The 22,627-nt window shown below is 70.2% G+C and carries 20 protein-coding genes and 1 pseudogene; 10 read left to right on the forward strand and 11 right to left on the reverse strand.

Annotated features, from left to right (window positions below; all coding sequences use genetic code 11):
• Window positions 1-19 precede the first annotated feature (19 nt).
• On the forward strand, window positions 20-3,580 hold the full coding sequence (locus tag OJ997_RS20335; protein WP_270027053.1) for a family 78 glycoside hydrolase catalytic domain: 3,561 nt from the start codon (window positions 20-22) through the stop codon (window positions 3,578-3,580).
• Here the strand turns inward: OJ997_RS20335 and OJ997_RS20340 are convergent.
• The 3 genes from OJ997_RS20340 to OJ997_RS20350 are packed head-to-tail and all read right to left on the reverse strand — an operon-like array spanning window position 3,567 to window position 5,319.
• Complete coding sequence (locus OJ997_RS20340) at window positions 3,567-3,995, reverse strand: hypothetical protein (protein ID WP_270027054.1); 429 nt, start codon at window positions 3,993-3,995, stop codon at window positions 3,567-3,569. The two genes, OJ997_RS20335 and OJ997_RS20340, sit on opposite strands and share 14 nt — an antisense overlap.
• Window positions 3,968-4,714: a 50S ribosomal protein L11 methyltransferase gene (locus OJ997_RS20345; RefSeq protein ID WP_270027055.1), complete on the reverse strand. Its 747-nt coding sequence runs from the start codon at window positions 4,712-4,714 to the stop codon at window positions 3,968-3,970. The genes OJ997_RS20340 and OJ997_RS20345 overlap by 28 nt, the downstream gene beginning before the upstream one ends.
• Window positions 4,714-5,319, reverse strand: coding sequence for a TetR/AcrR family transcriptional regulator (locus tag OJ997_RS20350; RefSeq protein WP_270027056.1), 606 nt, complete (start codon window positions 5,317-5,319; stop codon window positions 4,714-4,716). The genes OJ997_RS20345 and OJ997_RS20350 overlap by 1 nt, the downstream gene beginning before the upstream one ends.
• 49 nt (window positions 5,320-5,368) lie before the next feature.
• Between OJ997_RS20350 and OJ997_RS20355 the strand changes: the two genes are divergently transcribed.
• The 4 genes from OJ997_RS20355 to OJ997_RS20370 are packed head-to-tail and all read left to right on the forward strand — an operon-like array spanning window position 5,369 to window position 8,171.
• A complete protein-coding gene (locus tag OJ997_RS20355) occupies window positions 5,369-6,328 on the forward strand; it encodes an ATP-binding cassette domain-containing protein (RefSeq protein WP_270027057.1) in 960 nt (319 codons plus the stop codon).
• A complete protein-coding gene (locus tag OJ997_RS20360) occupies window positions 6,325-7,119 on the forward strand; it encodes an ABC transporter permease (RefSeq protein WP_270027058.1) in 795 nt (264 codons plus the stop codon). Before OJ997_RS20355 ends, OJ997_RS20360 begins: the two co-directional genes overlap by 4 nt.
• Window positions 7,120-7,158: 39 nt before the next feature.
• Window positions 7,159-7,470 carry an ArsR/SmtB family transcription factor gene (locus tag OJ997_RS20365; RefSeq protein ID WP_270027059.1) on the forward strand — a complete coding sequence of 104 codons (312 nt, stop codon included), beginning with the start codon at window positions 7,159-7,161 and terminating at the stop codon, window positions 7,468-7,470.
• On the forward strand, window positions 7,467-8,171 hold the full coding sequence (locus OJ997_RS20370) for an SRPBCC domain-containing protein (RefSeq protein ID WP_270027060.1): 705 nt from the start codon (window positions 7,467-7,469) through the stop codon (window positions 8,169-8,171). The genes OJ997_RS20365 and OJ997_RS20370 overlap by 4 nt, the downstream gene beginning before the upstream one ends.
• On the opposite strand, the gene OJ997_RS20375 is transcribed toward OJ997_RS20370, so the two are convergent.
• From OJ997_RS20375 to OJ997_RS20395, 5 genes are read right to left on the reverse strand one after another with little or no spacing between them, the layout of a single operon-like run.
• Window positions 8,092-9,318 (reverse strand): MFS transporter, encoded by a 1,227-nt coding sequence (locus tag OJ997_RS20375; RefSeq protein ID WP_308213580.1) that lies wholly within the window; start codon window positions 9,316-9,318, stop codon window positions 8,092-8,094. The genes OJ997_RS20370 and OJ997_RS20375 overlap by 80 nt on opposite strands.
• Entirely contained in the window at window positions 9,296-11,305 is a 2,010-nt protein-coding gene (gene uvrB, locus OJ997_RS20380) for an excinuclease ABC subunit UvrB (RefSeq protein ID WP_270027061.1), read from the reverse strand. Before uvrB ends, OJ997_RS20375 begins: the two co-directional genes overlap by 23 nt.
• Before the next feature lie 40 nt (window positions 11,306-11,345).
• Complete coding sequence (locus OJ997_RS20385) at window positions 11,346-12,671, reverse strand: peptidase M16 family protein (RefSeq protein ID WP_270027062.1); 1,326 nt, start codon at window positions 12,669-12,671, stop codon at window positions 11,346-11,348.
• Window positions 12,668-13,882, reverse strand: a complete 1,215-nt coding sequence (locus tag OJ997_RS20390) for an amylo-alpha-1,6-glucosidase (RefSeq protein WP_270027064.1) — start codon at window positions 13,880-13,882, stop codon at window positions 12,668-12,670. Before OJ997_RS20390 ends, OJ997_RS20385 begins: the two co-directional genes overlap by 4 nt.
• Window positions 13,879-14,859 (reverse strand): LacI family DNA-binding transcriptional regulator, encoded by a 981-nt coding sequence (locus tag OJ997_RS20395; protein ID WP_270027065.1) that lies wholly within the window; start codon window positions 14,857-14,859, stop codon window positions 13,879-13,881. The genes OJ997_RS20390 and OJ997_RS20395 overlap by 4 nt, the downstream gene beginning before the upstream one ends.
• A 165-nt stretch (window positions 14,860-15,024) precedes the next feature.
• On the opposite strand from OJ997_RS20395, the gene OJ997_RS20400 reads away from it, so the two are divergent.
• The 5 genes from OJ997_RS20400 (at window position 15,025) to OJ997_RS20420 (ending at window position 20,022) form a co-directional block, all read left to right on the forward strand.
• Window positions 15,025-15,624 carry a response regulator transcription factor gene (locus OJ997_RS20400; protein ID WP_270027066.1) on the forward strand — a complete coding sequence of 200 codons (600 nt, stop codon included), beginning with the start codon at window positions 15,025-15,027 and terminating at the stop codon, window positions 15,622-15,624.
• Between the two features lie 266 nt (window positions 15,625-15,890).
• Window positions 15,891-17,066: an ABC transporter substrate-binding protein gene (locus OJ997_RS20405; protein ID WP_270027067.1), complete on the forward strand. Its 1,176-nt coding sequence runs from the start codon at window positions 15,891-15,893 to the stop codon at window positions 17,064-17,066.
• Complete coding sequence (locus OJ997_RS20410; RefSeq protein WP_270027068.1) at window positions 17,066-17,986, forward strand: carbohydrate ABC transporter permease; 921 nt, start codon at window positions 17,066-17,068, stop codon at window positions 17,984-17,986. The genes OJ997_RS20405 and OJ997_RS20410 overlap by 1 nt, the downstream gene beginning before the upstream one ends.
• 6 nt (window positions 17,987-17,992) lie before the next feature.
• Entirely contained in the window at window positions 17,993-18,826 is an 834-nt protein-coding gene (locus OJ997_RS20415) for a carbohydrate ABC transporter permease (RefSeq protein WP_270027069.1), read from the forward strand.
• Between the two features lie 14 nt (window positions 18,827-18,840).
• Window positions 18,841-20,022, forward strand: coding sequence for an ABC transporter ATP-binding protein (locus tag OJ997_RS20420; protein ID WP_270027070.1), 1,182 nt, complete (start codon window positions 18,841-18,843; stop codon window positions 20,020-20,022).
• Here the strand turns inward: OJ997_RS20420 and OJ997_RS20425 are convergent.
• The 3 genes and pseudogenes from OJ997_RS20425 to OJ997_RS20435 form a co-directional block, all read right to left on the reverse strand.
• Window positions 20,014-21,498, reverse strand: a complete 1,485-nt coding sequence (locus tag OJ997_RS20425; RefSeq protein WP_270027071.1) for an alpha-amylase family glycosyl hydrolase — start codon at window positions 21,496-21,498, stop codon at window positions 20,014-20,016. The two genes, OJ997_RS20420 and OJ997_RS20425, sit on opposite strands and share 9 nt — an antisense overlap.
• 14 nt (window positions 21,499-21,512) lie before the next feature.
• A complete protein-coding gene (locus OJ997_RS20430; RefSeq protein WP_270027073.1) occupies window positions 21,513-21,719 on the reverse strand; it encodes a hypothetical protein in 207 nt (68 codons plus the stop codon).
• Between the two features lie 14 nt (window positions 21,720-21,733).
• Window positions 21,734-22,627: pseudogene (locus OJ997_RS20435) on the reverse strand (hypothetical protein); the annotation flags it as partial.

A 22,627-nucleotide genomic window follows, 5' to 3' on the forward strand; every position in this document is an offset into this window, starting at 1 on the left:
ACCAGGAGGAGAGAGGAACTTGCTGCAACGCGCCTTCGCGGCCGCGGCGATCACCGCTGCCTGCGTCGCGATCCCGGCTGCCGCACAGGCGGCCACCCCGCTCAGTCCCAGCGGGCTCACGGTCGATCGCCTCACCGCCCCACTCGGCCTCGGCAGCGCCCGTCCCGCGCTCGGCTGGACCCTCACCGGCGACGGTCGCAACCGCTCGCAGTCGGCCTACCAGGTGGTCGTCTCCCAGGGCGACAACACGCTCTGGGACAGCGGCGAGGTCAACAGCCCCGCCTCCGCCAACGTGCCCTACTCCGGCCCCGCGCTCGAGTCGGCCACGAAGTACAGCTGGAAGGTCCGCGTCTGGGACGAGACCGGCAAGGTCAGCGACTGGAGCGCCCCGACCACGCTCGAGACCGCCCTGCTTACGAGTACCGACTGGACCGCGAAGTGGATCGCCGCGCCCGCCGATGATCTGAACCTCAGCGGCGCGAAGTGGATCTGGCACGAGGACGGCACGCAGAACATGCCGGCGATGACGCGCTACCTGCGCGCCACGGTCACGCTCCCGAGCGCTCCCGGCACCGCACGCTTCCTCTTCACCGTCGACGACGAAGCGGTCGTCTACGTCAACGGCACCCAGGTCGTCGACACCAAGACCCTGCGTGACAACGACGAGAACGCCTGGCAGAAGGCGCAGATCGTCGACGTCACCAGCCTGCTCAAGGCCGGCGCGAACACGATCGCCGTCCAGGTCAAGAACCGCCTCAATGGCTCCGGCGCGGCAACGCCCGGCGCCTTCATCGGTCGCCTGAAGGCCGACAACCTCACCTTCACCACGGGCAACACGTGGAAGTCGAGCGCCTCGGGCCCCGCCGGCTGGGAGCAGCCGGCCTTCGACGACACGACGTGGCAGGCCGCACGCGAGCTCGCCACCTACGGCTCCGGCCCGTGGGCGAGCAACGTCTCGCTCCCCAGCCAGCCGAGCCCGTACCTGCGCAAGGACTTCACGGCCGACAAGACGATCGCGCAGGCCCGCCTGTACGTCTCCGCGCTCGGCCTGTACGAGGTCCACATCAACGGCCAGAAGGTCGGCGACCACGTGCTCGCCCCGGGCTGGACGGAGTACACCAAGCGCGTCCCGGCCCAGACCTACGACGTCACGGACCTGGTCCGAACCGGTGACAACGCGATCGGCGCGATCCTCGGCGAGGGCTACTACGCCGGCCGACTGCAGGGCGGGCGCAAGTGGGGCACCAACCCCGCGCTCCTCGCGCAGCTGAAGATCACCTACACCGACGGCACGTCAACGCGGATCAACTCCGACGACAGCTGGCAGGTCGGCACGGGCGGCCTACGCGCTTCGAGCATCTACGACGGCGAGACCTACGACGCCCGCCTCGACCGCGCCGGCTGGGACCAGCCCGGCTTCAGCGGCGGCTGGCGCAACGCCGTCCTGCGCACCGAGACGATGACGATCGAGCCCGACAAGTCCCCGGCGATCCGGGTCCTGAAGACGCTCGAGCCCAAGACGGTCACGACGCCCAAGGCCGGCACGACGGTCTACGACCTCGGCCAGAACTTCGCGGGCTGGGCGCGGATCAAGGCCACGGGCGCCGCGGGCACGCAGATCAAGCTGCGCTTCGGCGAGATCCTCAACCCCGACGGCACCGTCTACACGACCAACCTGCGCTCAGCCCAGCAGACGGACACGTACACGCTCAAGGGCGGCGGGCAGGAGACCTATGAGGCGCGCTTCACCTACCACGGCTTCCGCTACGTGGAGGTCACGGGCGCCGCGCTGGACAGCCTCGAGGGTCGCGTGGTGAGCAGCGACCTCCCCGAGTTCGGCACCTTCACCAGCTCGAACGCGCTCGTGAACCAGATCCAGAGCGCGATCCACTGGGGCCAGTGGTCGAACTTCCTGGCCGTCCCGACCGACGCCTCCCAGCGCGACGAGCGCCTCGGCTGGACCGGTGACATCCAGGCCTTCGCCACCACGGGCACCTTCAACGGCGACGCGTACGGCTACCTACGCCAGTGGCTGCAGACGCTGCGCGACAGCCAGTCGGCCAACGGCGCCTTCCCGGACGTCGCGCCGGTCACGTGCTGCGGCGACGGCGTCGCGGGCTGGGGTGACGCGGGCACGGTCGTGCCGTTCGCGCTCTACAAGCGCTACGGCGACCCTCGGATCCTGCGCGAGAACTACGACGCCATGAAGCGCTGGATCGCGTACCTGCAGGCCAACTCCTCCAGCCTGATCCGGCCCAACAGCGGCTACGGCGACTGGCTGGCGACGGACACGACGAACCAGGACTTCATCGGCACGGCGTTCTTCGCCTTCTCCACCGACCTGGTCCGCCAGGCGGCGCAGGTGCTCGGCGAGGACGCCGACGCCGCCACCTACGCGAGCCTGTACTCCCAGATCAAGTCCGCGTTCGCGAACCGCTGGGTCCGCGCCGACGGCACGGTCGGCTCCGGCAGCCAGACGAGCTACGTGCTCGCGCTCAAGTTCGGCCTCGTGCCGGACAACCTGAAGGCCGCCGCGTTCAACCGGTTGGCGGACGACGTCGCGCGCCGCGGGAACCACCTCAGCACCGGCTTCCTCGGCACCCCGTTCCTGCTCAACGTGCTCCAGGACGGCGGCCGCGCCGACCTCGCGCACCAGCTCCTCGTGCAGGACTCCTACCCGAGCTGGGGCTACATGCTCAACCGCGGCGGGACGACGATCTGGGAGCGCTGGGACGGCATCCGCCCCGACGGCTCGCTCCAGGACGCCGGGATGAACTCGTTCAACCACTACGGCCTGGGCTCGATCGGCGACTGGCTCTACGACGTCGTCGGCGGCCTCGCGCCGCAGGAGGCGGGCTACAAGAAGATCCTCGTCGCGCCGTCCACCGGCGAGTTGGGTGCGGCCTCGAGCGCCGTGAAGACGGCGTACGGCCCGGCCAAGACCGCCTGGTCCAAGGACGCCGAGGGCCGGTTGACGATCGACGTCGACGTGCCGGTCAACGCGCGCGCTGAGGTGCGGGTGCCGATCAAGGACGGCCAGGCCGTGTTCGAGAGCGGCAAGCCCGCGGGCGAGCAGCCGGGCGTGACCTATCGCGGGACCGCGAACGGCGTCGCGTCGTACGACGTCGGCTCGGGCAGCTACCGCTTCCTGGCCGCCGTCTCCAACACCACGAGCGTGAACAGCGGCGTGGCCGGCAACGTGCCCGCGACGCTCGCGCTGAGCGTCGGCACGGCCTCGCTCGGCACGCTCACGCCGGGGGTCGCGCGTGACTACAGCGCCGAGGGCACCGCGACCGTCACCTCGACCGCCGGTGACGCGGCGCTGAGCGTGTTCGACCCGAGCGCGACGGCGACCGGGCGACTGGTGAACGGGGCGTTCGCGCTCGCCCAGCCGCTGCAGGTGGACGGCAAGCCGGTCGGCGGCTCGAGCGCCCCGACGCCGCTGCACGCCTGGCTCGGCCCGGTGAGCAACAGCGAGGTCAAGCTCGCGTTCAAGCAATCGGTCGGGGCCAACGAGGGCTTGCGGACCGGCAGCTACGCGAAGACGCTGACCTTCACGTTGAGCACTACGGCGCCGTAGCGACCGGACGGATCTCCGCCTTGGCCACGAAGTGCGTGGCCAAGGCGTCCCGTTCCGTGAAGCTCAGCACGTGGATCCAGACGGTGAGCTGATCCCCGAACGTCCCGTGCAGCTCGATCGGCGCCGGCCCGGAGGCGTCGCGGTAGCCGTCCCACGACTCCTCCGCCGCGCGCCAGTCGACCTCCCAGCCGCAGAGCACGCGCGGGTACAGGCCGAGCGTCTCCTCCTGCGGCGTGAGGTCGAGCCGGAAGAGCCCGGGAGCGAGCAGGATCGCCGCCCGCGCGCCGAACTCGACCAGCCGCGAGGCCGTGATCAGCAGCCCGCCGTCCGGAAGCTCGCACGCGAGCTGGCCGAGCGCGGCGCCTTCCGCTGCCGCCCGGTCGGGGCTCAGCAGCTCAGCCGGAGCGCGATCCACTCGTCCTCCGTTCCCAGCGCCTTCGCGACCTTGAAGCCCGCGTAGGCCTTCACGACGTCCTCGACCTCGTCCGCGACGATGCCGGAGACGATCACGTGGCGGACCCGCTCGTCCACCGCCGCGGCCACCCGCGCGTGCACGGGCGGCGGCGCGTTCACGAGCAGGACCTCGGCGAGCGGCGGGTCGTCGATCGCCAGGTCGGACACGGCGAGGTCGATGTTCACCGCGTTGCGGGCCGCGTTCTCGCGCGCGACCTCGATCGCCACCGGGACGCGGTCCACGCCGACGACCGGCGCCCAGCCGAGCTTCGCGGCCACGATCGCGAGCGTGCCGACGCCGCAGCCGAGGTCGGCCACTCCCCCGCTCGGCTCCAGCTCGAGCAGCAGCGCGACGCACATCTGCGTCGTCGGATGCGAGCCGGACCCGAACGCGCTGCCGCGGCGCTCGACCACGACCTCGATGGGGGCGCTCGACTTCTGTTCGAACGGGGAGCGGATCGAGACGACGCCGCTGATCACGACGCCGCTGCCGACCTGGCGCTGCCGCCAATCGGCGGGCACCTCGTCGACGGCGCCGCCGGTCGCCTCCAGCACGGCAGGCGGGAACGGCGCGCCCGAGAACGCGACCAGCTCGTCCCCATCCGTGTGCACGCCGGCCGGCAGCAGCGGGAGGACGACGTCGAGGAGGTCCTCGTCGCCGGAGAAGGTGAGCCGGTACATCAGGTGCCGAAGCCTGCCAGACCGCTCTCGAGCCGGGCGTACACCCGGCGCGTCTCCAGCCGCAGCTCGGCCACGACCGTCAGCGCGTGCTCGCCCCCGAGCAGGCGCATCATCGCGGCGCGGAAGACCATCCGGTGCGCCCAGGCGAGGGAGCGCACGGCGGTCGCGGCGACCAGGTCGTAGTCCTCGCTCACCGCCAGCGTCAGCTCGTGCGCCTCCTGCTCCCAGTAGCTGAGCAGCCGGCTCTGGAGGGCCGGGCTGCTCTGGACGAGCCGCGGCAGGGTCATCATCTGCTCGAACCGGCCGGACTCGATGCGGTCCAGGAGCTCCATCGTGTGCGCCTCGAAGACCTGGCTGATCGAGGTGCCGGGCGCACGGGTGCGGATCGCCTCGACCTGCGCCGCGAGCCGGTCGTCCGAGCGGAAGAAGACCAGGTCCTCCTTGGTCGCGAAGTGGTTGAAGACCGTCTTCTCGGCGACGTCGGCGGCCCGCGCGACGTCCGCCACCGTGACGGCGTCGAACCCGTGCTCGCGGAACAGCTCCATCGCTTTGGCGGCGATCGCTTCCTGGGTCTGGCGCTTCTTGCGCTCTCGGAGTCCTTCCATCAGCGGCTCTCATTGTATGTGCTTACAGTCGCTGTATGTTTACAGTCACATGATCGAAGTCAACGACCTGCGGAAAGCGTTCGGGGACGTCGAGGCCGTGCGCGGCGTCTCGTTCTCGGTCGCCGCCGGCGAGGTGTTCGGGTTCCTGGGACCGAACGGCGCCGGCAAGACCACCACGATCAACATGCTCTGCACGCTCGCCAAGCCGACGAGCGGCAGCGCGACGGTCGCCGGGCACGACGTGGCGTCGGAGCGCGACGACGTGCGCCGCCACATCGGCCTCGTGTTCCAGGATCCGACGCTCGACGGGCACCTGACCGCCGGGCAGAACCTGAAGCTGCACGCGGAGCTGTACGGCGTGCCGTCCGAGCTCGTCGCGCCGCGGATGGAGCAGGTCCTGACGATGGTCGGCCTGATGGACCGGCGCGGCCATGAGGTCAAGACGTTCAGCGGCGGCATGCGACGGCGACTGGAGATCGCCCGCGGGCTGATGCACTCGCCGCGCGTGCTCTTCCTCGACGAGCCGACGATCGGCCTGGACCCACAGACCCGCTCCTCGATCTGGCGCTACATCCACGAGCTGCGCGAGCGTGAGGAGATCACGATCTTCATGACCACGCACTACATGGACGAGGCCGAGTTCTGCGACCGGATCGCGATCATGGACCAGGGCCAGATCGTCGCGCTGGACACGCCGGCGGCGCTGAAGGCGCAGGTCGGCGCGGACCGGATCAAGATCGAGACCGAGGACGACGACGCCGCGCTCGAAGCCCTCCACCCCTACGACGCGAAGCGCTCGGAGGGCGGGATCGCGTTCTACGTCCCGGAGGGCGCCCAGTTCGTCCCGCGGCTGTTCGCGGAGCTCGAGGTGCCGATCACGTCGGTCAGCGTCTCGCGGCCGAGCCTCGACGACGTCTTCATGAGCTTCACCGGCAAGACGATCCGCGACGCCGAGTCCGCCCCGGACGGCAACCGGATGATCATGCGCGCGATGACGGGCCGCCGATGAGCACGCTCGACGTCGTCCGTGTGATCGTGCCGGAGCGCTCGTACCGCAACGAGCTGCGCGCGATCAAGATCGTCTGGCTCCGCGAGCTGATCCGCACCCGCAAGGACCGCCTCGGCATGGTGACGTCGCTCGTCCAGCCGTTGCTGTTCCTCTTCGTGCTGGGCTCGGGGCTCGGCTCGACGACCTTCATCTACCCGGGCATCCTCTGCATGTCGGTGATGTTCACCGCGATCTTCAGCGCGGCCACGATCGTCTGGGACCGCGAGTTCGGGTTCCTGCGCGAGATGATGGTCGCGCCGGTGCGGCGGAGCTCGATCGTTATCGGCAAGTGCCTCGGCGGGGCGACCGTCGCGTCGCTGCAGGGCGTGATCCTGATCGTGCTCGCGCCGTTGGCGGACGTGTCCTACAGCGTGCCGCTCGTGCTGGGCATCTTCGGCCTGATGCTGCTGCTGTCCTTCGCGATGACCGCGTTCGGTGTGATGCTCGCGGTCCGCATCAAGCAGATGCAGTCGTTCATGCGCCTCACGCAGATGCTGATCATGCCGATGTTCTTCATCTCCGGCGCGCTGTTCCCGGTGACGGAGCTTCCGGGCTGGCTCGCCTTCCTGAACCGGCTCGACCCGATCACCTACGCCGTCGACCCGATGCGCCGACTCGTGCTGGGCGGCGACACGCCCGGCGTGACCTGGTTCGGCTGGCCCGTGCCGGCCGGCCTCGAAGTCCTGATGATCGCCGTGCTCGGGCTGATCATGCTCGCGATCGCCGTCTGGGAGTTCTCGGACACCGAGTAGCCGGTTGACGGTATATACCACTCACGGTATGTTCGTCGCATGTTGTCGACCTTCGAGGTGCTGTCGCTGCCCGCGCGGCGCGACATCATCGAGCAGCTCCGTGGCGGCCCGAGCTCGGTGGGCGAGCTCTCCGGGGCGCTCGGGCTGAGCCAGCCGATCACGTCCAAGCACCTGCGGGTGCTGCGGGACGCCGGGTTCGTGACCGTCCGCCCCGACGCGCAGCGGCGCTGGTACGAGCTCCGCGCCGAGCCGCTGAAGGAGCTCGCGGACTGGCTCGACCCGTACCGCTGGATGTGGGAGGACCGGCTGGATCGGCTCGGCCGGCACCTGGACGAGGAGGCTTCGTCATGACCGAACCCGTGTACTTGACCGACGGCGCGCGGCCGGCGGTGCGCGTCGAGCGCCGCTACGCGCATCCGATCGAGGCCGTCTGGAAGGCGGTGACGTCGCCGGAAGGCCTCGCCGCATGGTTCCCGGTCCCGGCGACGTTCGAGCTGCGTGCGGGAGGCGTCGTCGACTACGGGGACGACACGGGCGAGGTGCTCGAGGTGGAGCCGCCGCATCGGCTCGTGTTCACGTGGGGCGGGAACCAGCTGGAGTTCGCGTTGCGCGCGGACGGCGACGGCACCGTGTTCGTCCTCACCCACGCGTTCGACGATCGCGGCGGAGCGGCGAGCTTCGCCAGCGGCTGGGAAGGCTGCCTGCTCGTGCTGCTGGCCGTGCTCGACGACCGGCCGCTGCCGGAGCCCGACCGGCGCGAGGCGCGGCACGAGGAGCTGGTGGACCGGTTCGGGATCTCTGAGCCGGTCGTCATTCGCGGCGACGCGGGCTGGAGCGTGCGGATCGAGCGCCAGCTGGTCGTCCCGGCCGCGACCGCGTGGGAGCGACTGCGCGAGCTGTCCCTCGACGTGCCGAACGTGTTGCTCAGCCTGAGTGACGGGACGGGCCACGGGGCCCGGCTCGTCGTCGCCGTCAATGGAGCTGACGAGGCGCAGCTACCGCCGGCGACGGCATGGGTGCGCGACGCCGTGCGACGAGCAGCAGCGGGGTGAGCAGCATCAGCACGCCGGCGGCGCCGATCGCGAAGCGCAGGCTCGTCAGGTGGGCGAGCACGCCCCAGCTCGCGGTGAGCGCCGCGGTCGTCAGGTTGCTCGTGATCGTCCAGGCCGCGAGCGTGCGAGAGACGCGGTCGTCGGGCGTGAGCTGCAGCCGGCGCGTCGCGTAGAGCGGGTTGAAGACGCCGATCGCGACGAGCAGTGCGAACTGGGTGACGAGCACGAGCGCGAGGCCGGGCGCGCCGGACATGACGAACGCGAGCGGGAGCGAGCAGCAGGCGCGCAGCGTGCCGGAGACGATCAGCGCGCGCTGGCTCGCCCAGCGCCGCGCGAGCCGGGCGCCGACGATCCCGCCCACGCACGGCACGCCGAACGCGACCGCGTACAGGAACGGCGAGAAGCCGAGCTCGCCGAGCATCAGCACGGCCATCAGCGGCGCGGTGGCCATGATCAGCGCGTTCACCAGGACGGTGTTCAGGAACAGCGGGCGCAGCTCGGCGTGGCCGAGGATGAACCGCCAGCCCTCGGCGATGTCACCGAGCCGCGGGGTCGCGCGGGGCGCCGGACGCGGCTCTCCCCCACGGATCGCGCCCAGGCTCAGCGCCGACAGCAGGAAGCTCGCCGCGTTCGCCACGACGGTGATCGCGGGGCCGAGGACGCCGATCGCGGCACCGCCCAGCGGCGGGCCGAGCACGGTGGCCGTCCACGTGGTCGACTCGAAGCGGGCGTTCGCGCGCAGCAGCTCGTCAGGCGGGACGAGCCGCTTCAGGTAGGCCCCGCTCGCCGCGCGGAACGCGATCCCGCTCGCGGCGACGATCACCGACACCACGAGCAGTTGCACGAACGTCAGCCAGCCCGTCCAGATCGCGACCGGCACGCTGCAGAGCGCCGCGAAGCGCACGAGGTCCATGCCGATCATCACCGGCCGCTTGCGCCGGAACTCGACCCACGGGCCGAGCGGGATCGCCACCAGCGCGCCCGCCGCCAGCCCCGCGGCCGCCAGTGCGGAGACCGCGGCCGGGCCGGCGTCCAGCACGAGGATCGCGATCAGCGGGAACGCGTCGAACGCGAGGAACGTGCCGAAGATCGAGACCGCGTACGCGGTCCAGACCCACTCGAAATCAGTCGGCCGGCGCAGTGGCAGCGTCGTAGTCGCGGCGGAGGTCGCGGATCTCGTCGCGGAGCTTCGCGGCGTACTCGAAGCGCAGCTCCTCGGCGGCGGCGAGCATCTCCTCCTCGAGCTCGCGCATCATCTTCTCGATCTCGTTGACCGACATGTCGGTCTGCTTCTCGCCCCGGCGGCGGCGCTTCTTGGGGACCTTGGACTCGCTGGAGGTGAGGAACTCGGTGATGTCCGAGATGCCCTTGACGATCGTCTCCGGCGTGATGCCGTGCTTCTCGTTGTAGGCGACCTGGATGGCGCGGCGGCGGTCGGTCTCCGAGATCGCCTTCTGCATGGCCGCGGTTTCCTTGTCCGCGTACATGATGACCTTGCCCTCGATGTTGCGGGCGGCGCGGCCGATCGTCTGGATGAGCGACGTCTCGCCGCGGAGGAAGCCCTCCTTGTCGGCGTCGAGGATCGCCACCAGGGTCACCTCGGGCAGATCGAGACCCTCGCGGAGCAGGTTGACGCCGACGAGCACGTCGTACTCGCCGAGTCGCAGCTGGCGGATGATCTGGATCCGCTCCAGCGTGTCCACCTCCGAGTGCAGGTAGCGCACGCGGAAGCCCATCTCGAGCAGGTAGTCCGTGAGGTCCTCGGACATCTTCTTGGTCAGCGTCGTCACGAGCACGCGCTCGTTCTTGTCGACGCGCATCCGGACCTCGCCCATCAGGTCGTCGATCTGGTTCTTGGTCTCGCGGACGTCGATCTCCGGGTCCACGATGCCGGTCGGGCGGACGATCTGCTCGACGATCGTCTGCGAGTGCTCACGCTCGTACGGACCCGGCGTGGCGCTCACGTACACGATCTGCGGCGTGATCGAGAGCCACTCGTCGAACGTCTGCGGCCGGTTGTCCATCGCGCTCGGCAAGCGGAAGCCGTAGTCCACGAGCGTCGTCTTGCGCGAGCGGTCGCCCTCGAACATCGCGCCGACCTGCGGCACGGTCTGGTGCGACTCGTCGATGAAGCAGACGAAGTCCTTGGGGAAGTAGTCGATGAGGCAGTAGGGGCGTGAGCCCGGCATCCGGCCATCGAGGATGCGCGAGTAGTTCTCGATGCCCGAGCAGAACCCGACCTCCTTGAGCATCTCCATGTCGTACTGCGTGCGCTGGCGCAGGCGGTGCGACTCCAGGAGCTTGCCCTCGGCCTCGAGCGTCTTGCAGCGCTCGTTGAGCTCGTGACCGATCTCGGCCACGGCGCGCTCCATCGTGCCTTCCTTGACGTTGTAGTGCGTGGCCGGCCAGATCGCGACGTGCTCGAGGTCGTCCTTGATGATCTCGCCCGTCAGCGGGTCGAAGTGCTGCAGCCGCTCGACCTCGTCGCCGAACAGCAGCGCGCGGAACGCCGTCTCCTCGTAGGCCGGGAAGACCTCCAGCGTGTCCCCGCGCACGCGGAACGTGCCACGGCCGAGCGCCGTGTCGTTGCGGTTGTACTGCAGGTGCACGAGCTTGCGCAGGAGCTCGTCGCGGTCCACGTAGTCGCCCTTGACGATGACCTGGCAGTTCTCGTTGTAGGTCTCCGGCGAGCCGAGGCCGAAGATGCACGAGACGGACGCGACGATGATCACGTCGCGGCGCGCGAACAGGGAGGCCGTCGCGGCGTGCCGCAGGCGGTCGATCTCCTGGTTGATCGCCGAGTCCTTCTCGATGTACAGGTCTCGCGACGGGACGTACGCCTCAGGCTGGTAGTAGTCGTAGTAGGAGACGAAGTACTCGACGGAGTTCGTCGGGAAGTACGTGCGGAACTCGTTGCAGAGCTGCGCCGCGAGCGTCTTGTTGTGCGCCATGATCAGCGCCGGGCGCTGGACGGCCTCGATCGTCGCGGCCATCGTCATCGTCTTGCCCGTGCCGGTGGCGCCGAGCAGCGTCATGCCGTTGTCGCCGCGCTCGATGCCCTTCGCCAGGGCTTCGATCGCCTTCGGCTGATCGGCAGTCGGCGAGTAGACGGCGTCAAGCTTGAAAGGCGGCATCGCCAAGAGACGATAGAGGCCCTTGCGGACGCGGACTGGCCTAAATGCGGGCCGGGATGAGCCGCTCCCGGCCCACTTTCTCGCGGGCGAGCCGCGTCGCGCGCTCGCCGTCCTCCCACTCGAGCGGGTCGAGGTCGAGGAACCGCCCGTCGCGCGCGATCAGCCGCAGCGATGCGTCCGGGTACTGCTCGCCCGCCACGACGTCGGCCCAGGCGATCGGCTCCTCGTCGCGCACGCCGACCGCGCGCTCGCCGATCCACAGCTCGCCGTCCTCGCGGCGCTTGAGTCGGCCGGGGCGCGGGCGCAGGAAGCGCTCGCCGTCGAGGGGCTCCGTCGTCGGCGGCGGGACGTAGTTGGCCAGGCCCTCCGGCGCGTGCGAGCCGTCCGGGCCGAGCAGGATCGCCTGATCGAGCCACGCGCGCATGACCGCGGTGACGGCCGCGGAGTCAGTGGGCGCGTCCGGGTCCGTGCGGCCGTCGAGCTCGTCGATCACGTGGCGACCGAGCGAGACGGTGGCCGGCACGGCCGCGAGCTCCTCGTCGGTCGGCCCGTGCTCGGCCAGCGCGTGGAGCGTCGACCACAGCGCGTCGAGCAGCTCCGGCGCGTCCTCGTCCTCCCCTTCGAGCCCGAGCAGCAGGTGCGCGTGGTCGGAGCCGACCGGCAGGACATCGGCGTGCGCGCCGGGCAGGCGCGCCGCGGCGATGTCCAGCGCGACCGTCGCCGCCGTGCGCGGCACGATCCCCGTGAGGACCACACCGCCCGTGCCGTCGGCCATGAAGGCGGGCAGCGCGGCCGGGAGCGGATTCGGGACGGGTGGCGGGACGCGCGGGCCGTCCGGCAGCGCGAAGCCGAGGTCGGACGGCGGCTCGCCGAGCATCCACAACCCCGCGTTGCCACGCGTGAAGTGCGCGGCCCACCACGCGCGGACCTCCTCCTCGCCGATCCACCGCAGCCCGTACTCCTCGTCGTCGCCGAGGCCGTAACCGTCGAGCCCGTAGCGGGCGATCAGCATGCGGGCGCGCAGCGTCGGCTCGCGGTCGAGGCCCTCGGCGTACAGCGCGCGCCGCTCGTCCTCGAGGTCACGCAGGTCCGGCGCGGCGAGCGCCGTTCCGACGCGGCGCAGGTAGTCGAGCACGTCCGCGCGCTCGCCCTCGGCGAAGAAGATGCAGTGGGTCGCGTCCACCCACGCGTGATGCTCCTGCTCGGCGGCGCCGGTGACGAGGTGCTGGATCAGGTGGGTGACGCCGGCGAGCGGCAGCGGCTCGTCCGCGGTGCCGACCCGGAAGTGCAGCGCGGCCGCGAACGGGCCGGCGCTCTCCGCCCACCAGGTCGGGATGCCGTTCGTGAGCGTGTGTTGGGCGGTCATCGGCCGTCCCAGCCCTGCTCGAGGGCGGCGCGGGCGCCGACGGTCCAGGCCTGCACGGCGTTGGAGCTCGCGATCGGCGCGACGCCGTCCTCGGTGACCGCGTACAGCTCGTGCGGGCTGCCCAGCCGGTCGAGCGCCGACAGGACGCCGGTCCGCACGCGCTCGGCCTCGGCCGTGTAGCCCGCGGCGCGCAGGCCGCCCCAGCCGAGCCAGGAGTCGAACGGCCACACCGACCCGCGGTGATAGGCGTGGGCGGAGAAGTTCGGATCGGTGCTCGCGAGCGTGCGCAGGCCGAAGCCGGTGAGGATGTCCGGCGCGCACAGCCGCTCGGCGAGCGGCGCCGGGTCGTGGACGGCGTCCGCCCACAGGAGCCAGCCGAGTTGGGAGCCGGCGCCGGGCACGACGACGTCGCGCGGCGGGACGGCCGTCGGCGCGGCAGACGCGGCAGACGCGGCAGACGCGGCGGACGCGGCGAGGCCGCCCTCGCAGACCGGCGACGTGGCGCCCGCCCGCGGCACGTCGGCGGGCCCGGCCTCGATCGCCATCGTCTCGACCGGCAGCGCGGACAGCCGGCCGCGCAGCGCGTCCAGGCGGCGCGACCACTCGACGTCGCCCGTCAGCCCGTGCACGGCGCGCAGTGCGGCGACCGCCACGGCCTGCGTGTCGATGTCCGCCAGCGGCGGCGCCGGGTTCGTGCCGTCCGCGCGCAGGAAGCCGCCGCCGTTCTCGTCCCCCGCCGCGTCGATCGTGTCACGCCAGCCCTGCTGGGCCAGGCCGAACTCGCCCGGCGAATGCCGGAGCAGACCGCCGCCCGCGTCAAGGGTCCGGGCCAGCCAGTCCGCGGCCGCCCGCGCCGGCTCGCCCCACTCCCCCACCGCGGCGCTCAGCACGAGGAACCAGCAGGACGCGTCCGCGCTGCCGTAGTAGGCGAACGGACCGTCGAGCGGCCACCCGGCCTCCACGAACGAGGGCGGCGGCGAAGCCCGGAACTCGTGGCCGATCTTGCCCGGCTCCTCGAGCGTGAGCGGATCGTGGCGGAAGCCCTGACACGCGGCGAGCGCGTCCAAGGTCGCCCGGGCGATCGACGGCCGCGAGGGCAGCAGCTGCAGCGCCGTGATCAGCGAGTCGCGGCCGAACAGGCAGTGGAAGCGCCCGGTCCCGGACGACGCGTACAGCCAGCCCGCGGGGGCCAGCAGCTCGTCCAGGTTCATGTAGTGCGGCGCTCGACCACCGTGAGCTCCTGCACCTCCTGCACGGGGTCGTGGACGCCGTGCTCGATCGCCGCGACCAGCAGGTCGGCCGCGAGCTCGCCGCTCTCGCGCAGAGGCTGGTGGATCGTGGTCAGCCCCACGATCTCCGCCAGGTCCACGTCGTCGAAGCCGATCACCGCCACGTCGTCGGGGACCCGCGCGCCGAGCGCCTCGCACGCCCGCAGGACGCCGATCGCCTGCAGGTCGGACGCGGCGAAGATCGCCGTCGGCGGAGCGGGTTGCTGGAGCAGCGAACGGGTCAGCACGTCGGCCTCGTCACGGTCCGGAACGCCGTAGCGCTCCATCGACGGATCGAGCCGGATTCCGGCGCGATCAAGCGCACTGCTGAATCCGCGCCGGCGATCCTCCGAGGACGTGAATCCGTACTCGTTGGTGGGATGATCACCCACGAATCCGATGTGGCTATGTCCCTTCGCGAGCAGGTGCTCGGCGGCCAACTCGCCGCCGCGAACGTTGTCGACGACGACCCCGGGCAGTCGCGGATGAGAGACGTCCAGCAGCACGGCCGGCAGGTCGTCGCGCTGGAGGGCGTCGATCTCGTCGTCGAAGATCGGCAGCGAGACGATCAGCAGCCCGGCGACCCGGTTGCGGTCGGCGAGGTCGCGCATGGCGTCCGCGCGCTGCTCGGGCGCCTCGACGTCGTACAGCAGCAGGTCGTACGCGCGCTGGCCGCCGCCCGAGAGCCGCGCGACCACGCCGCGCAGGCGCTCGATCACCGAGTGCGTGGTGAAGAACGGCACCACGACGCCCACGGCCGTCGCCCGCCCCAGGGACAGCGTCCGGGCCGTCGCGTTGAGCCGGTAGCCCAGCTCATCCACGGCCGCGCGCACGCGCGCGCGAGTGGGCTCGACCACGAGCGGGCTGTCGTTGAGCACGCGGGAGACCGTGGCCGCGCTGACGCCGGCCTGCCTTGCCACATCGCGAATCGTGGGGCCGCGGCCCCGAGTCGTCCCCATCGGCCCAGGAGCCTAAAGGCGCTCGGGCAGGAACGCGAGGTCATGTGCTTGACAACGATCCCGCGCGCTGATGGAGTCTGATGAAACCGGTTACATCGGAGGAGGCGTGACGGTGGTGAGGAGGCGATGACGGCGGGAGCCAGCGTGCGATTGCTCGCGGTGGACCCGCACGAGCTCATCACCTGGGGCCTGCGCAGCGCGCTGACCCAGCAGCCGTGGGTGGAGCGCTGCCTGCAGGCGAACGACCTCGCCCAGGCCAGCCGGCTCGCCGCGCACTACACGCCGCACGTGATCCTCGTCGACGGCTCGCTCGCGGAGGGCGAAGGCGAGTTCCACGACCTGCGCCAGGCCTCCCCCACGAGCCGGCTCGTCGTCATGACCGAGCGCCCGTCCGTTCCGGCCCGGCTGCTGCAGACCGTGCGCGCCTGCGGCTTCGTCTCCAAGTCCTGGGGCATCGAGGACATCGTCGCCGCCGTGCGGCTCGCCGGCCTGGGCCTTGGCCTGGCACCACCGGAGCTGAGCGGTGACATCCCGCAGCTCACGGTCCGCGAGGAGCAGGTGCTGACGATGATCGCCCGCGGCGAGACCAACGACCAGATCGCCCTGGACCTCAAGCTTTCCCCGAACACCATCAAGCAGCACGCAAGCAGCGCGTATCGCAAGCTCGACGCCCACAACCGCACCGAAGCGGTACGGCGCGCCCAGTTTCACGGGCTGATTACATGACGTTCATAACCCGTTCGGGTGTATGGGGAGCACCGGTTCGTACGAAGCAAGTTGCGAATGTCACATCTGAGGGGTAACACCCCTCGCGTAGCAGTAGGGGGCAGCGAGAGAGGCTGCTGAAACCTCGTCGTATCGACGGCGGAGGCTCCTCCGCCGTCTTGGGGGAGAGGAGAGACATGAGGCGTGCGGGAACGGCAGTGATGGCTGTGGTGGCCGTCACCTGCGCCGTCGTCGTCGCGGGGTGCGGAGGCTCCGATGGCGGACCGGTGAAGCTGACGTTCCTCTCGGGCTTGGACCCGGGTGGGACGAACGTCGCTGCGGCGAAGGAATGCAGCGCGCAGTCGGGCGGCAAGTACACGATCGAGATCACACCGCTCTCGACCAACGCCGACGCGTCGCGTGAGCTGCTCGTCCGGCGCCTGGCCGCCGGCGACAAGTCGATCGACCTGATGAACATGGACACGATCTGGACCCCGGAGTTCGCGGAGGCCGGATGGCTGTACGAGTTCACCGGCGCTCAGAAGGAGGACGCGCTCAAGGACGTCCTGCAGGGCCCGGCCGAGTCCGTCCAGTGGAAGGACAAGGTCTACGCGGTCCCGCTGAACACGAACGTGCAGCTGCTCTGGTACCGCAAGGACCTGGTGCCGACCCCGCCCGAGACGTGGGACGAGCTGATCGCGATGGCCAAGAAGCTTCCGCCCGGCGAGGGGAACATCCTCGAGCAGGGCAACAAGTACGAGGGCTACGTCGTCTGGTTCAACAACGTCGTCGCGTCCGCCGGTGGCGAGATCGTCAACGAGGAAGGCCGCCCCGTGCTCGGTGAGCCGGCCGTGAAGGCCGCGCAGATCATCCGCGACGTCGCGAACTCCGGCCGTGTGGACGCCTCGCTGTCCACGATGCAGGAGGACCAGGAGCGGCTCGCGTTCGAGGCCGGCAAGGGCGCCTTCATGCTCAACTGGCCGTTCGTCTACGCCTCCGCGCGTGACGCGGCCGAGGCCGGCAACCCGGTCGCCAAGAAGGTCTTCGACAACATGGCCTGGGCGCGCTTCCCGACCGTCAACAAGGGCGAGCCGAGCAAGGTCTCGATCGGCGGCGCGAACATCGGCGTGGCCAAGACGGGCAAGGACCCGAAGCTTGCGGCCGACGCCGCGCTGTGCATGACGAGCGACAAGTGGCAGGCGCAGGAGGCCATCAAGGAAGGCCTGCCGCCCGTCGTCAACGCGACCTACGACGACCCCGAGGTCAAGAAGGCGTACCCGTTCGGCGACATGCTGCGTGAGCAGCTCGCCGACTCGGTCACGCGGCCCGCGACCCCGTCGTACTCGGACGTGACGCTCGCGATCCAGCAGGCGATGCATCCGCCCGCCTCGGTCGACCCCCAGAAGTCGATCGACAAGCTCAAGGACTACCTCAACACGGTCGCGGACGGGGGGATGTACTGATGGCCCAGATCGCCGCCCCCGCGACCAGCCCGCCCCCTGCCGCGAGCGAGGGGCTGACCGACCGCGCGAAGGCCGAGCGCAAGCTCGGCTGGATCCTGTGCGCGCCCGCGGTGCTGACGATGCTGCTCGTCGCGGGCTTCCCGATCATCTACGCGTTCTACCTCTCGCTGCGGCGTGAGGACCTGCGCTTCCCCGACGCCGGCGAGTTCGTCGGCCTGTCCAACTACTCGACGGTGCTGACGTCGACGACGTGGTGGAACGCGTTCGGCAACACGGTGTTCATCACCGTCGTCTCGGTCGTGCTCGAGCTCATCCTCGGCATGCTGATCGCGCAGGCGATGTACCGGGCGATCTTCGCCCGCACCGCGATCCGCGCCTCGGTGCTCGTGCCGTACGGCGCGGTGACCGTGGTCGCCGCGTTCGCGTGGCGCCTGGCGTTCGACCCGGCGACGGGCTTCGCGGTCGACCTGTTCAACCTCGAGCCGCCACCGCTGACGTCGCACTGGGGCTCGATGGCCGTGATCATCATGGCCGAGGTCTGGAAGACGACGCCGTTCATCGCCCTGCTGCTCCTGGGCGGATTGGCGCTCGTCCCCGAGGACCTCTACAAGGCCGCGAAGATGGACGGCGCGAGCGCCTGGCAGCGGTTCGTGAAGATCACGCTGCCGCTGATCAAGCCGGCCCTGATGGTCGCCGTGCTGTTCCGCACCCTCGACGCGTTCCGCATCTACGACGCCGCGTTCATCATCACGCGCGGCGCGAACAACACCGACACGCTGTCCGTGCTCGGCTACAACCAGCTCGTCAGCCGGCTCAACCTGGGCCTCGGATCGGCGATCTCGATCCTGATCTTCTTCTGCGTGATGATCATCGCGTTCATCTTCTTCCGCTTCCTGGGCGCGAGCCCGGAGAGGAGGTAACCGGCCATGGAATACACGCGCAATCAGAAGATCCTCTGGGCGCTCGGCACCGTGGTGGTGCTGTTCTACGCGCTGATCCCGGTGATCTGGATCATGTCGCTGTCCTTCAAGGCGCCGGCGACGATCGGCGACACGCGGTTCCTCCCGTCCGACTGGACGTGGGAGAACTACAGCGCGGTGTTCGAGGGCGGCCTCGGCTTCAACCGGGCGCTGTTCAACTCGATCGGCATCGCGATGATCACGACCGTCCTGGCGCTCGCGCTCGCGGCGATGGCGGCCTACGCGATCACGCGCCTGCAGTTCCCGGGCAAGACGATCATCCTCGCCGGCGCGCTGGCGATCTCGATGTTCCCGCAGATCTCGATCGTGGGCGGCCTGTTCAACGTCTGGCGCGTCGTCGGCCTGTACGACACGTGGCCCGGCCTGATCCTGCCGTACCTGTCGTTCGCGCTCCCGTTGTCGATCTACACGCTGTCGGCGTTCTTCAGAGAGATCCCGTGGGACCTCGAGAAAGCGGCGCAGATGGACGGCGCGACGGGCGCGCAGGCCTTCCGGCGGGTCATCCTGCCGCTGGCCATGCCGGGCGTGTTCACCGCGGGCATCCTCGCGTTCATCACGGCGTGGAACGACTTCCTGTTCGCGAACGTGCTGACCGCGACGGACTCGGCCCGCACGGCCCCGGTGGCGCTGTCGTTCTTCCGCGGCGCCTCGCAGTTCACCGATCCCTCGGGAGCGATCGCGGCCGGCGCCGTGGTCGTGACGATCCCGATCCTGATCATGGTCCTGATCTTCCAGCGGCGCATCGTCTCCGGCCTCACCGCCGGTGCGGTCAAGGGTTAGAGGAGGCGAGCTAGATGGCAGACATCGTTCTCGATCGCGTCAGCAAGACGTACTCGGACGGCTACACGGCCGTGAAGGACCTGAACCTGGAGATCGCCGACGGCGAGTTCATGATCCTCGTCGGCCCCTCGGGCTGCGGGAAGTCGACCGCGCTGAACATGATCGCCGGGCTCGAGGACATCTCGAGCGGCGAGCTGCGGATCGGCGGCGAGGTGGTCAACAAGAAGGCGCCGCGCGACCGGGACATCGCGATGGTGTTCCAGTCCTACGCGCTGTACCCGCACATGACCGTGCGCGACAACATCGCGTTCGCCCTGAAGCTGGCGAAGCGGCCGAAGGAGGAGATCGACGCCAAGGTCAACGAGGCGGCCGAGATCCTCGACCTGCAGAACCACCTGGAGCGCAAGCCGGCGAACCTGTCCGGCGGCCAGCGCCAGCGCGTGGCCATGGGACGCGCGATCGTGCGCAACCCGAAGGCGTTCCTGATGGACGAGCCGCTGTCCAACCTGGACGCGAAGCTGCGCGTGCAGATGCGCGCCGAGGTGGCGCGGATCCAGCACCGCCTGAACACCACCACGGTCTACGTCACCCACGACCAGACCGAGGCCATGACGCTGGGCGACCGCGTGGCGATCATGCTGCACGGCGAGCTCCAGCAGGTGGCTTCGCCGATGGAGCTCTACAACACGCCCAAGAACCTGTTCGTGGCCGGCTTCATCGGGTCACCGGGCATGAACTTCCTGCCGGCGACGATCGACAACGGCGTCGCGAAGCTGCCGATGGTCGACGTCAAGTTGCCGCAGGAGCTCGCCGACCGGATCGGCCGCATCGACTCGAACAAGAAGCTGATCGCGGGCGTGCGCCCGGAGGACTTCGAGGACGCCGCGCACGTCGGTCCCGACCAGCGGGACCGTGGCACGACGTTCAAGACGAAGTTCGACCTCGTCGAGGCGATGGGCGCCGAGTACTACGTGCACTTCACGGTGCGCGCGGACTCGCTCCAGTCGGCCCAGGTCGACGACCTGCTGGCCGACTCGGGCGGCATCCAGGACCTCAGCGAGGAGGGCTCCAGCGTCGTCGTGGCGCGCCTCGACGCCGAGTCCAAGGTGAAGGTGGACGAGCCGACCGAGGTCTGGGTCGACGCCACCAAGCTGCACTTCTTCGACGCCGACTCGGGCGAGAGCCTCTCAGCGTAGGAGTCGCAGGATGAGCGCCTCGCTGGGCTTCAGCGAGGCGCTCGCCTCCGTCGTGGTCGGGTCGCTGCTGATGACGAGCGTCCCGGTCGCGTCGAGCGGAAGCGTCTGGTCCGTGCCGTTGACCGCGACCAGGTAGGTGTCCTCGCGCGTCCAGGCGACGATGCCCGGGCCGAGGTCGAGCATCCGCTGCTCGCCCGTGATCCGCAGCCGGGCGAGCGCCTTCGTCAGGTTCAACGTCGACTGCGGGTCGGCCGCCTGGGTCTCGACGTTCAGCGTCGCGGCGTCGTCGATGAACGGCAGCCATGCGCTGTCGGCGGTCGTGAAGCCGAAGCCCGGTGCGTGCGACGTCCACGGGATGGGCGCGCGCTCGGGGTCGCGGCCGTCGACGTCGACGACGCGGTCGGGCGGGATCTGCGCGTCCGGCAGCCCGAGCTCCTCGCCCTGGTAGATGAACGGCGTGCCCTTGAGCGCGTAGAGCATCACGAGGATCGCGCGGGCGCGCTGGGCGCCGAGGCCGTCGTGGTCGAAGCGCGTTCGCGGGCGACCCTTGTCGTGGTTGGCGAGGAACCACGCGGGCCAGGCGGTGTCCTCCGCCAGCTTCTCGAAGTCGTCGATCGCGGTGGCGTAGGCCTCCGCGCCCCAGTCCTGGTCGATGAAGACGAAGTTGTGCGCGAGGTGCAGCTGGTTGCCGTACTGCAGGTAGGCGACGACGCGGTGCAGGTCCTGCAGCGCGACCTCCCCCACGATCATCCGGTCCTCGTACTCGTCGACGACCTTGCGGATGCCGCGCAGGCGGTCGTGGATCGTGTCCCAGTCCTCGTTGTGGGCGCGGGCGGCGCCGGCCTGGTCGCGCAGGAGCGGGTCCTTGGCGATCCGCGGGATGGCGTCGAGCCTGAGCCCGTCGACGCCGCGATCCATCCAGAAGCGGATCACGTCGTGCATCGCGGCCTCGACCTCGGGGTTGTCCCAGTTCAGGTCGGGCTGCTCGGGCATGAAGCTGTGCAGGTAGTACTGGCCCGTGGTCTCGTCCAGCGTCCAGGCCGGGCCGCACGCGGTGAAGACCGACTGCCAGTCGTTGGGCTCGTCGCGCCAGACGTACCAGTCGCGCTTGGGGTTCTCGCGCGAGCTGCGGGACTCCAGGAACCACGGATGCTGATTCGAGCTGTGGTTCGGGACCCAGTCGAGGATGAGCTTGATGTCGCGGGCGTGCGCCTCGGCGACGAGCTCGTCCAGGTCCGCGAGCGTGCCGAAGACCGGGTCGACGTCGCAGTAGTCGGCGACGTCGTAGCCGAAGTCGGCCATCGGCGACGTGAAGATCGGGCTCAGCCAGATGCCCTCGACCTTCAGGTCGGCGAGGTGGTCGAGCCTGGAGGTGATGCCCTTCAGGTCCCCCACCCCGTCGCCGTTGGAGTCCGCGAACGACCGCGGATAGATCTGGTAGATGGCGCCCCGCTGCCACCACGCCGGCTCGGACATGCGGCCGATTATGCTCAAGCCATGCGCACTTGGGTCGCAGCCGCCCTGACGATGATCGTCACGGGCATCGTCGTGTGGGTGCTGTGGGGCGACAGCACGGTCGGCGAGGGCGTCGCGCTATCGCTCGTCGGGATCGCGGCGGTGATTGCGGTATCGCTCGTCTTCTTCGCCGTCGGGCGCTCGGAGGACGTGGCGCGCGCGGCCGACGACGCCGCGCGCACTGCCCGTGAGGACGCTACGGGCGCTTCGCCGGAGGAGCCGGAGTCCCCTCTGCCGGACGACCCTCATCCACGGCCGGCGCTTGACCGGCGTCGTCCGTTGCCGCCGCGTCGGCCCAGTTAGCAGCCGTCACGCGCTTGACGTCGTAGTCGATCGTCACGCTCGGCTCCTTGCCGGCCTCGCCGCCGACGAACTTCTGCGGGACGCCGGTCTCCGCGTCGACGTAGAGGTTCTCGGCGTAGCCGCCGCCGAAGTCCGTGGCGGTGAGCTTGAGCAGCTTGCCCTCCTCGGTCGACTTCACGGTGTCGATCGTGGCCAGCAGCGTCATCACGCCCGCGCGCACGTCCTTGCGTCCGGCGCCGGCGAGCAGCGCGTCCATCGAGCCGACCCACACGTGGTTGTCCTCGATCCGCCTCGCGACCTTGGGCGCGTTGCCCTGGCCGAGGGCGAGGTCCATCTCACGCCGCGCCTTGTCGGCGCTGAGGTCGGGGGCCTTGATCGCGGCCTTCACCAGCGGCTCGTGGTAGTGGCTGTTGAGGGCGGCGGCCTTCAGCTCGTCCTTGGTCGAGCCGTAGTAATACCGGCCGTCGTCGAGGTAGAGGTCGTAGCCCGGGATCGTCTTGTCGTCCGGGTACTTCTGCGTCCGGACGACCAGCGTCGCGTCGCCCTTGGGGTCGGGCTCGTTCGCGATCTGCTGCGTCAGGCGCACGAGGGGCGCCTCGACGACCGGGGCCGTCTCGGTCGGCGCGACCGGAGCGGCGAACCGCGTGCCCTCGTCATCCCCGGCCGGCCACGCCACGGCCAGCGACGCCGCGACGAGCACGGCGAGCGAGGCGAACGCGAGCCGCGGACGCCACGCGGCGCGGCGAGCCCGCGTCGCGGCGGCGCGACGCTCGCGGAGCGCGCGGCG

It is taken from the genome of Solirubrobacter phytolaccae (assembly GCF_027587195.1).
Lineage (GTDB): Bacteria > Actinomycetota > Thermoleophilia > Solirubrobacterales > Solirubrobacteraceae > Solirubrobacter > Solirubrobacter phytolaccae.

Bases quoted from the DNA above. Each gene is read 5' to 3' on its own strand.
- OJ997_RS20345 (WP_270027055.1), bottom strand. From the start codon at position 4,714: ATGTACCGGCTCACCTTCTCCGGCGACGAGGACCTCCTCGACGTCGTC.
- OJ997_RS20350 (WP_270027056.1), bottom strand. From the start codon at position 5,319: ATGGAAGGACTCCGAGAGCGCAAGAAGCGCCAGACCCAGGAAGCGATC.
- OJ997_RS20355 (WP_270027057.1), top strand. From the start codon at position 5,369: ATGATCGAAGTCAACGACCTGCGGAAAGCGTTCGGGGACGTCGAGGCC.
- OJ997_RS20360 (WP_270027058.1), top strand. From the start codon at position 6,325: ATGAGCACGCTCGACGTCGTCCGTGTGATCGTGCCGGAGCGCTCGTAC.
- OJ997_RS20365 (WP_270027059.1), top strand. From the start codon at position 7,159: ATGTTGTCGACCTTCGAGGTGCTGTCGCTGCCCGCGCGGCGCGACATC.
- OJ997_RS20370 (WP_270027060.1), top strand. From the start codon at position 7,467: ATGACCGAACCCGTGTACTTGACCGACGGCGCGCGGCCGGCGGTGCGC.
- uvrB (WP_270027061.1), bottom strand. From the start codon at position 11,305: ATGCCGCCTTTCAAGCTTGACGCCGTCTACTCGCCGACTGCCGATCAG.
- OJ997_RS20385 (WP_270027062.1), bottom strand. From the start codon at position 12,671: ATGACCGCCCAACACACGCTCACGAACGGCATCCCGACCTGGTGGGCG.
- OJ997_RS20390 (WP_270027064.1), bottom strand. From the start codon at position 13,882: ATGAACCTGGACGAGCTGCTGGCCCCCGCGGGCTGGCTGTACGCGTCG.
- OJ997_RS20400 (WP_270027066.1), top strand. From the start codon at position 15,025: ATGACGGCGGGAGCCAGCGTGCGATTGCTCGCGGTGGACCCGCACGAG.
- OJ997_RS20410 (WP_270027068.1), top strand. From the start codon at position 17,066: ATGGCCCAGATCGCCGCCCCCGCGACCAGCCCGCCCCCTGCCGCGAGC.
- OJ997_RS20415 (WP_270027069.1), top strand. From the start codon at position 17,993: ATGGAATACACGCGCAATCAGAAGATCCTCTGGGCGCTCGGCACCGTG.
- OJ997_RS20420 (WP_270027070.1), top strand. From the start codon at position 18,841: ATGGCAGACATCGTTCTCGATCGCGTCAGCAAGACGTACTCGGACGGC.
- OJ997_RS20425 (WP_270027071.1), bottom strand. From the start codon at position 21,498: ATGTCCGAGCCGGCGTGGTGGCAGCGGGGCGCCATCTACCAGATCTAT.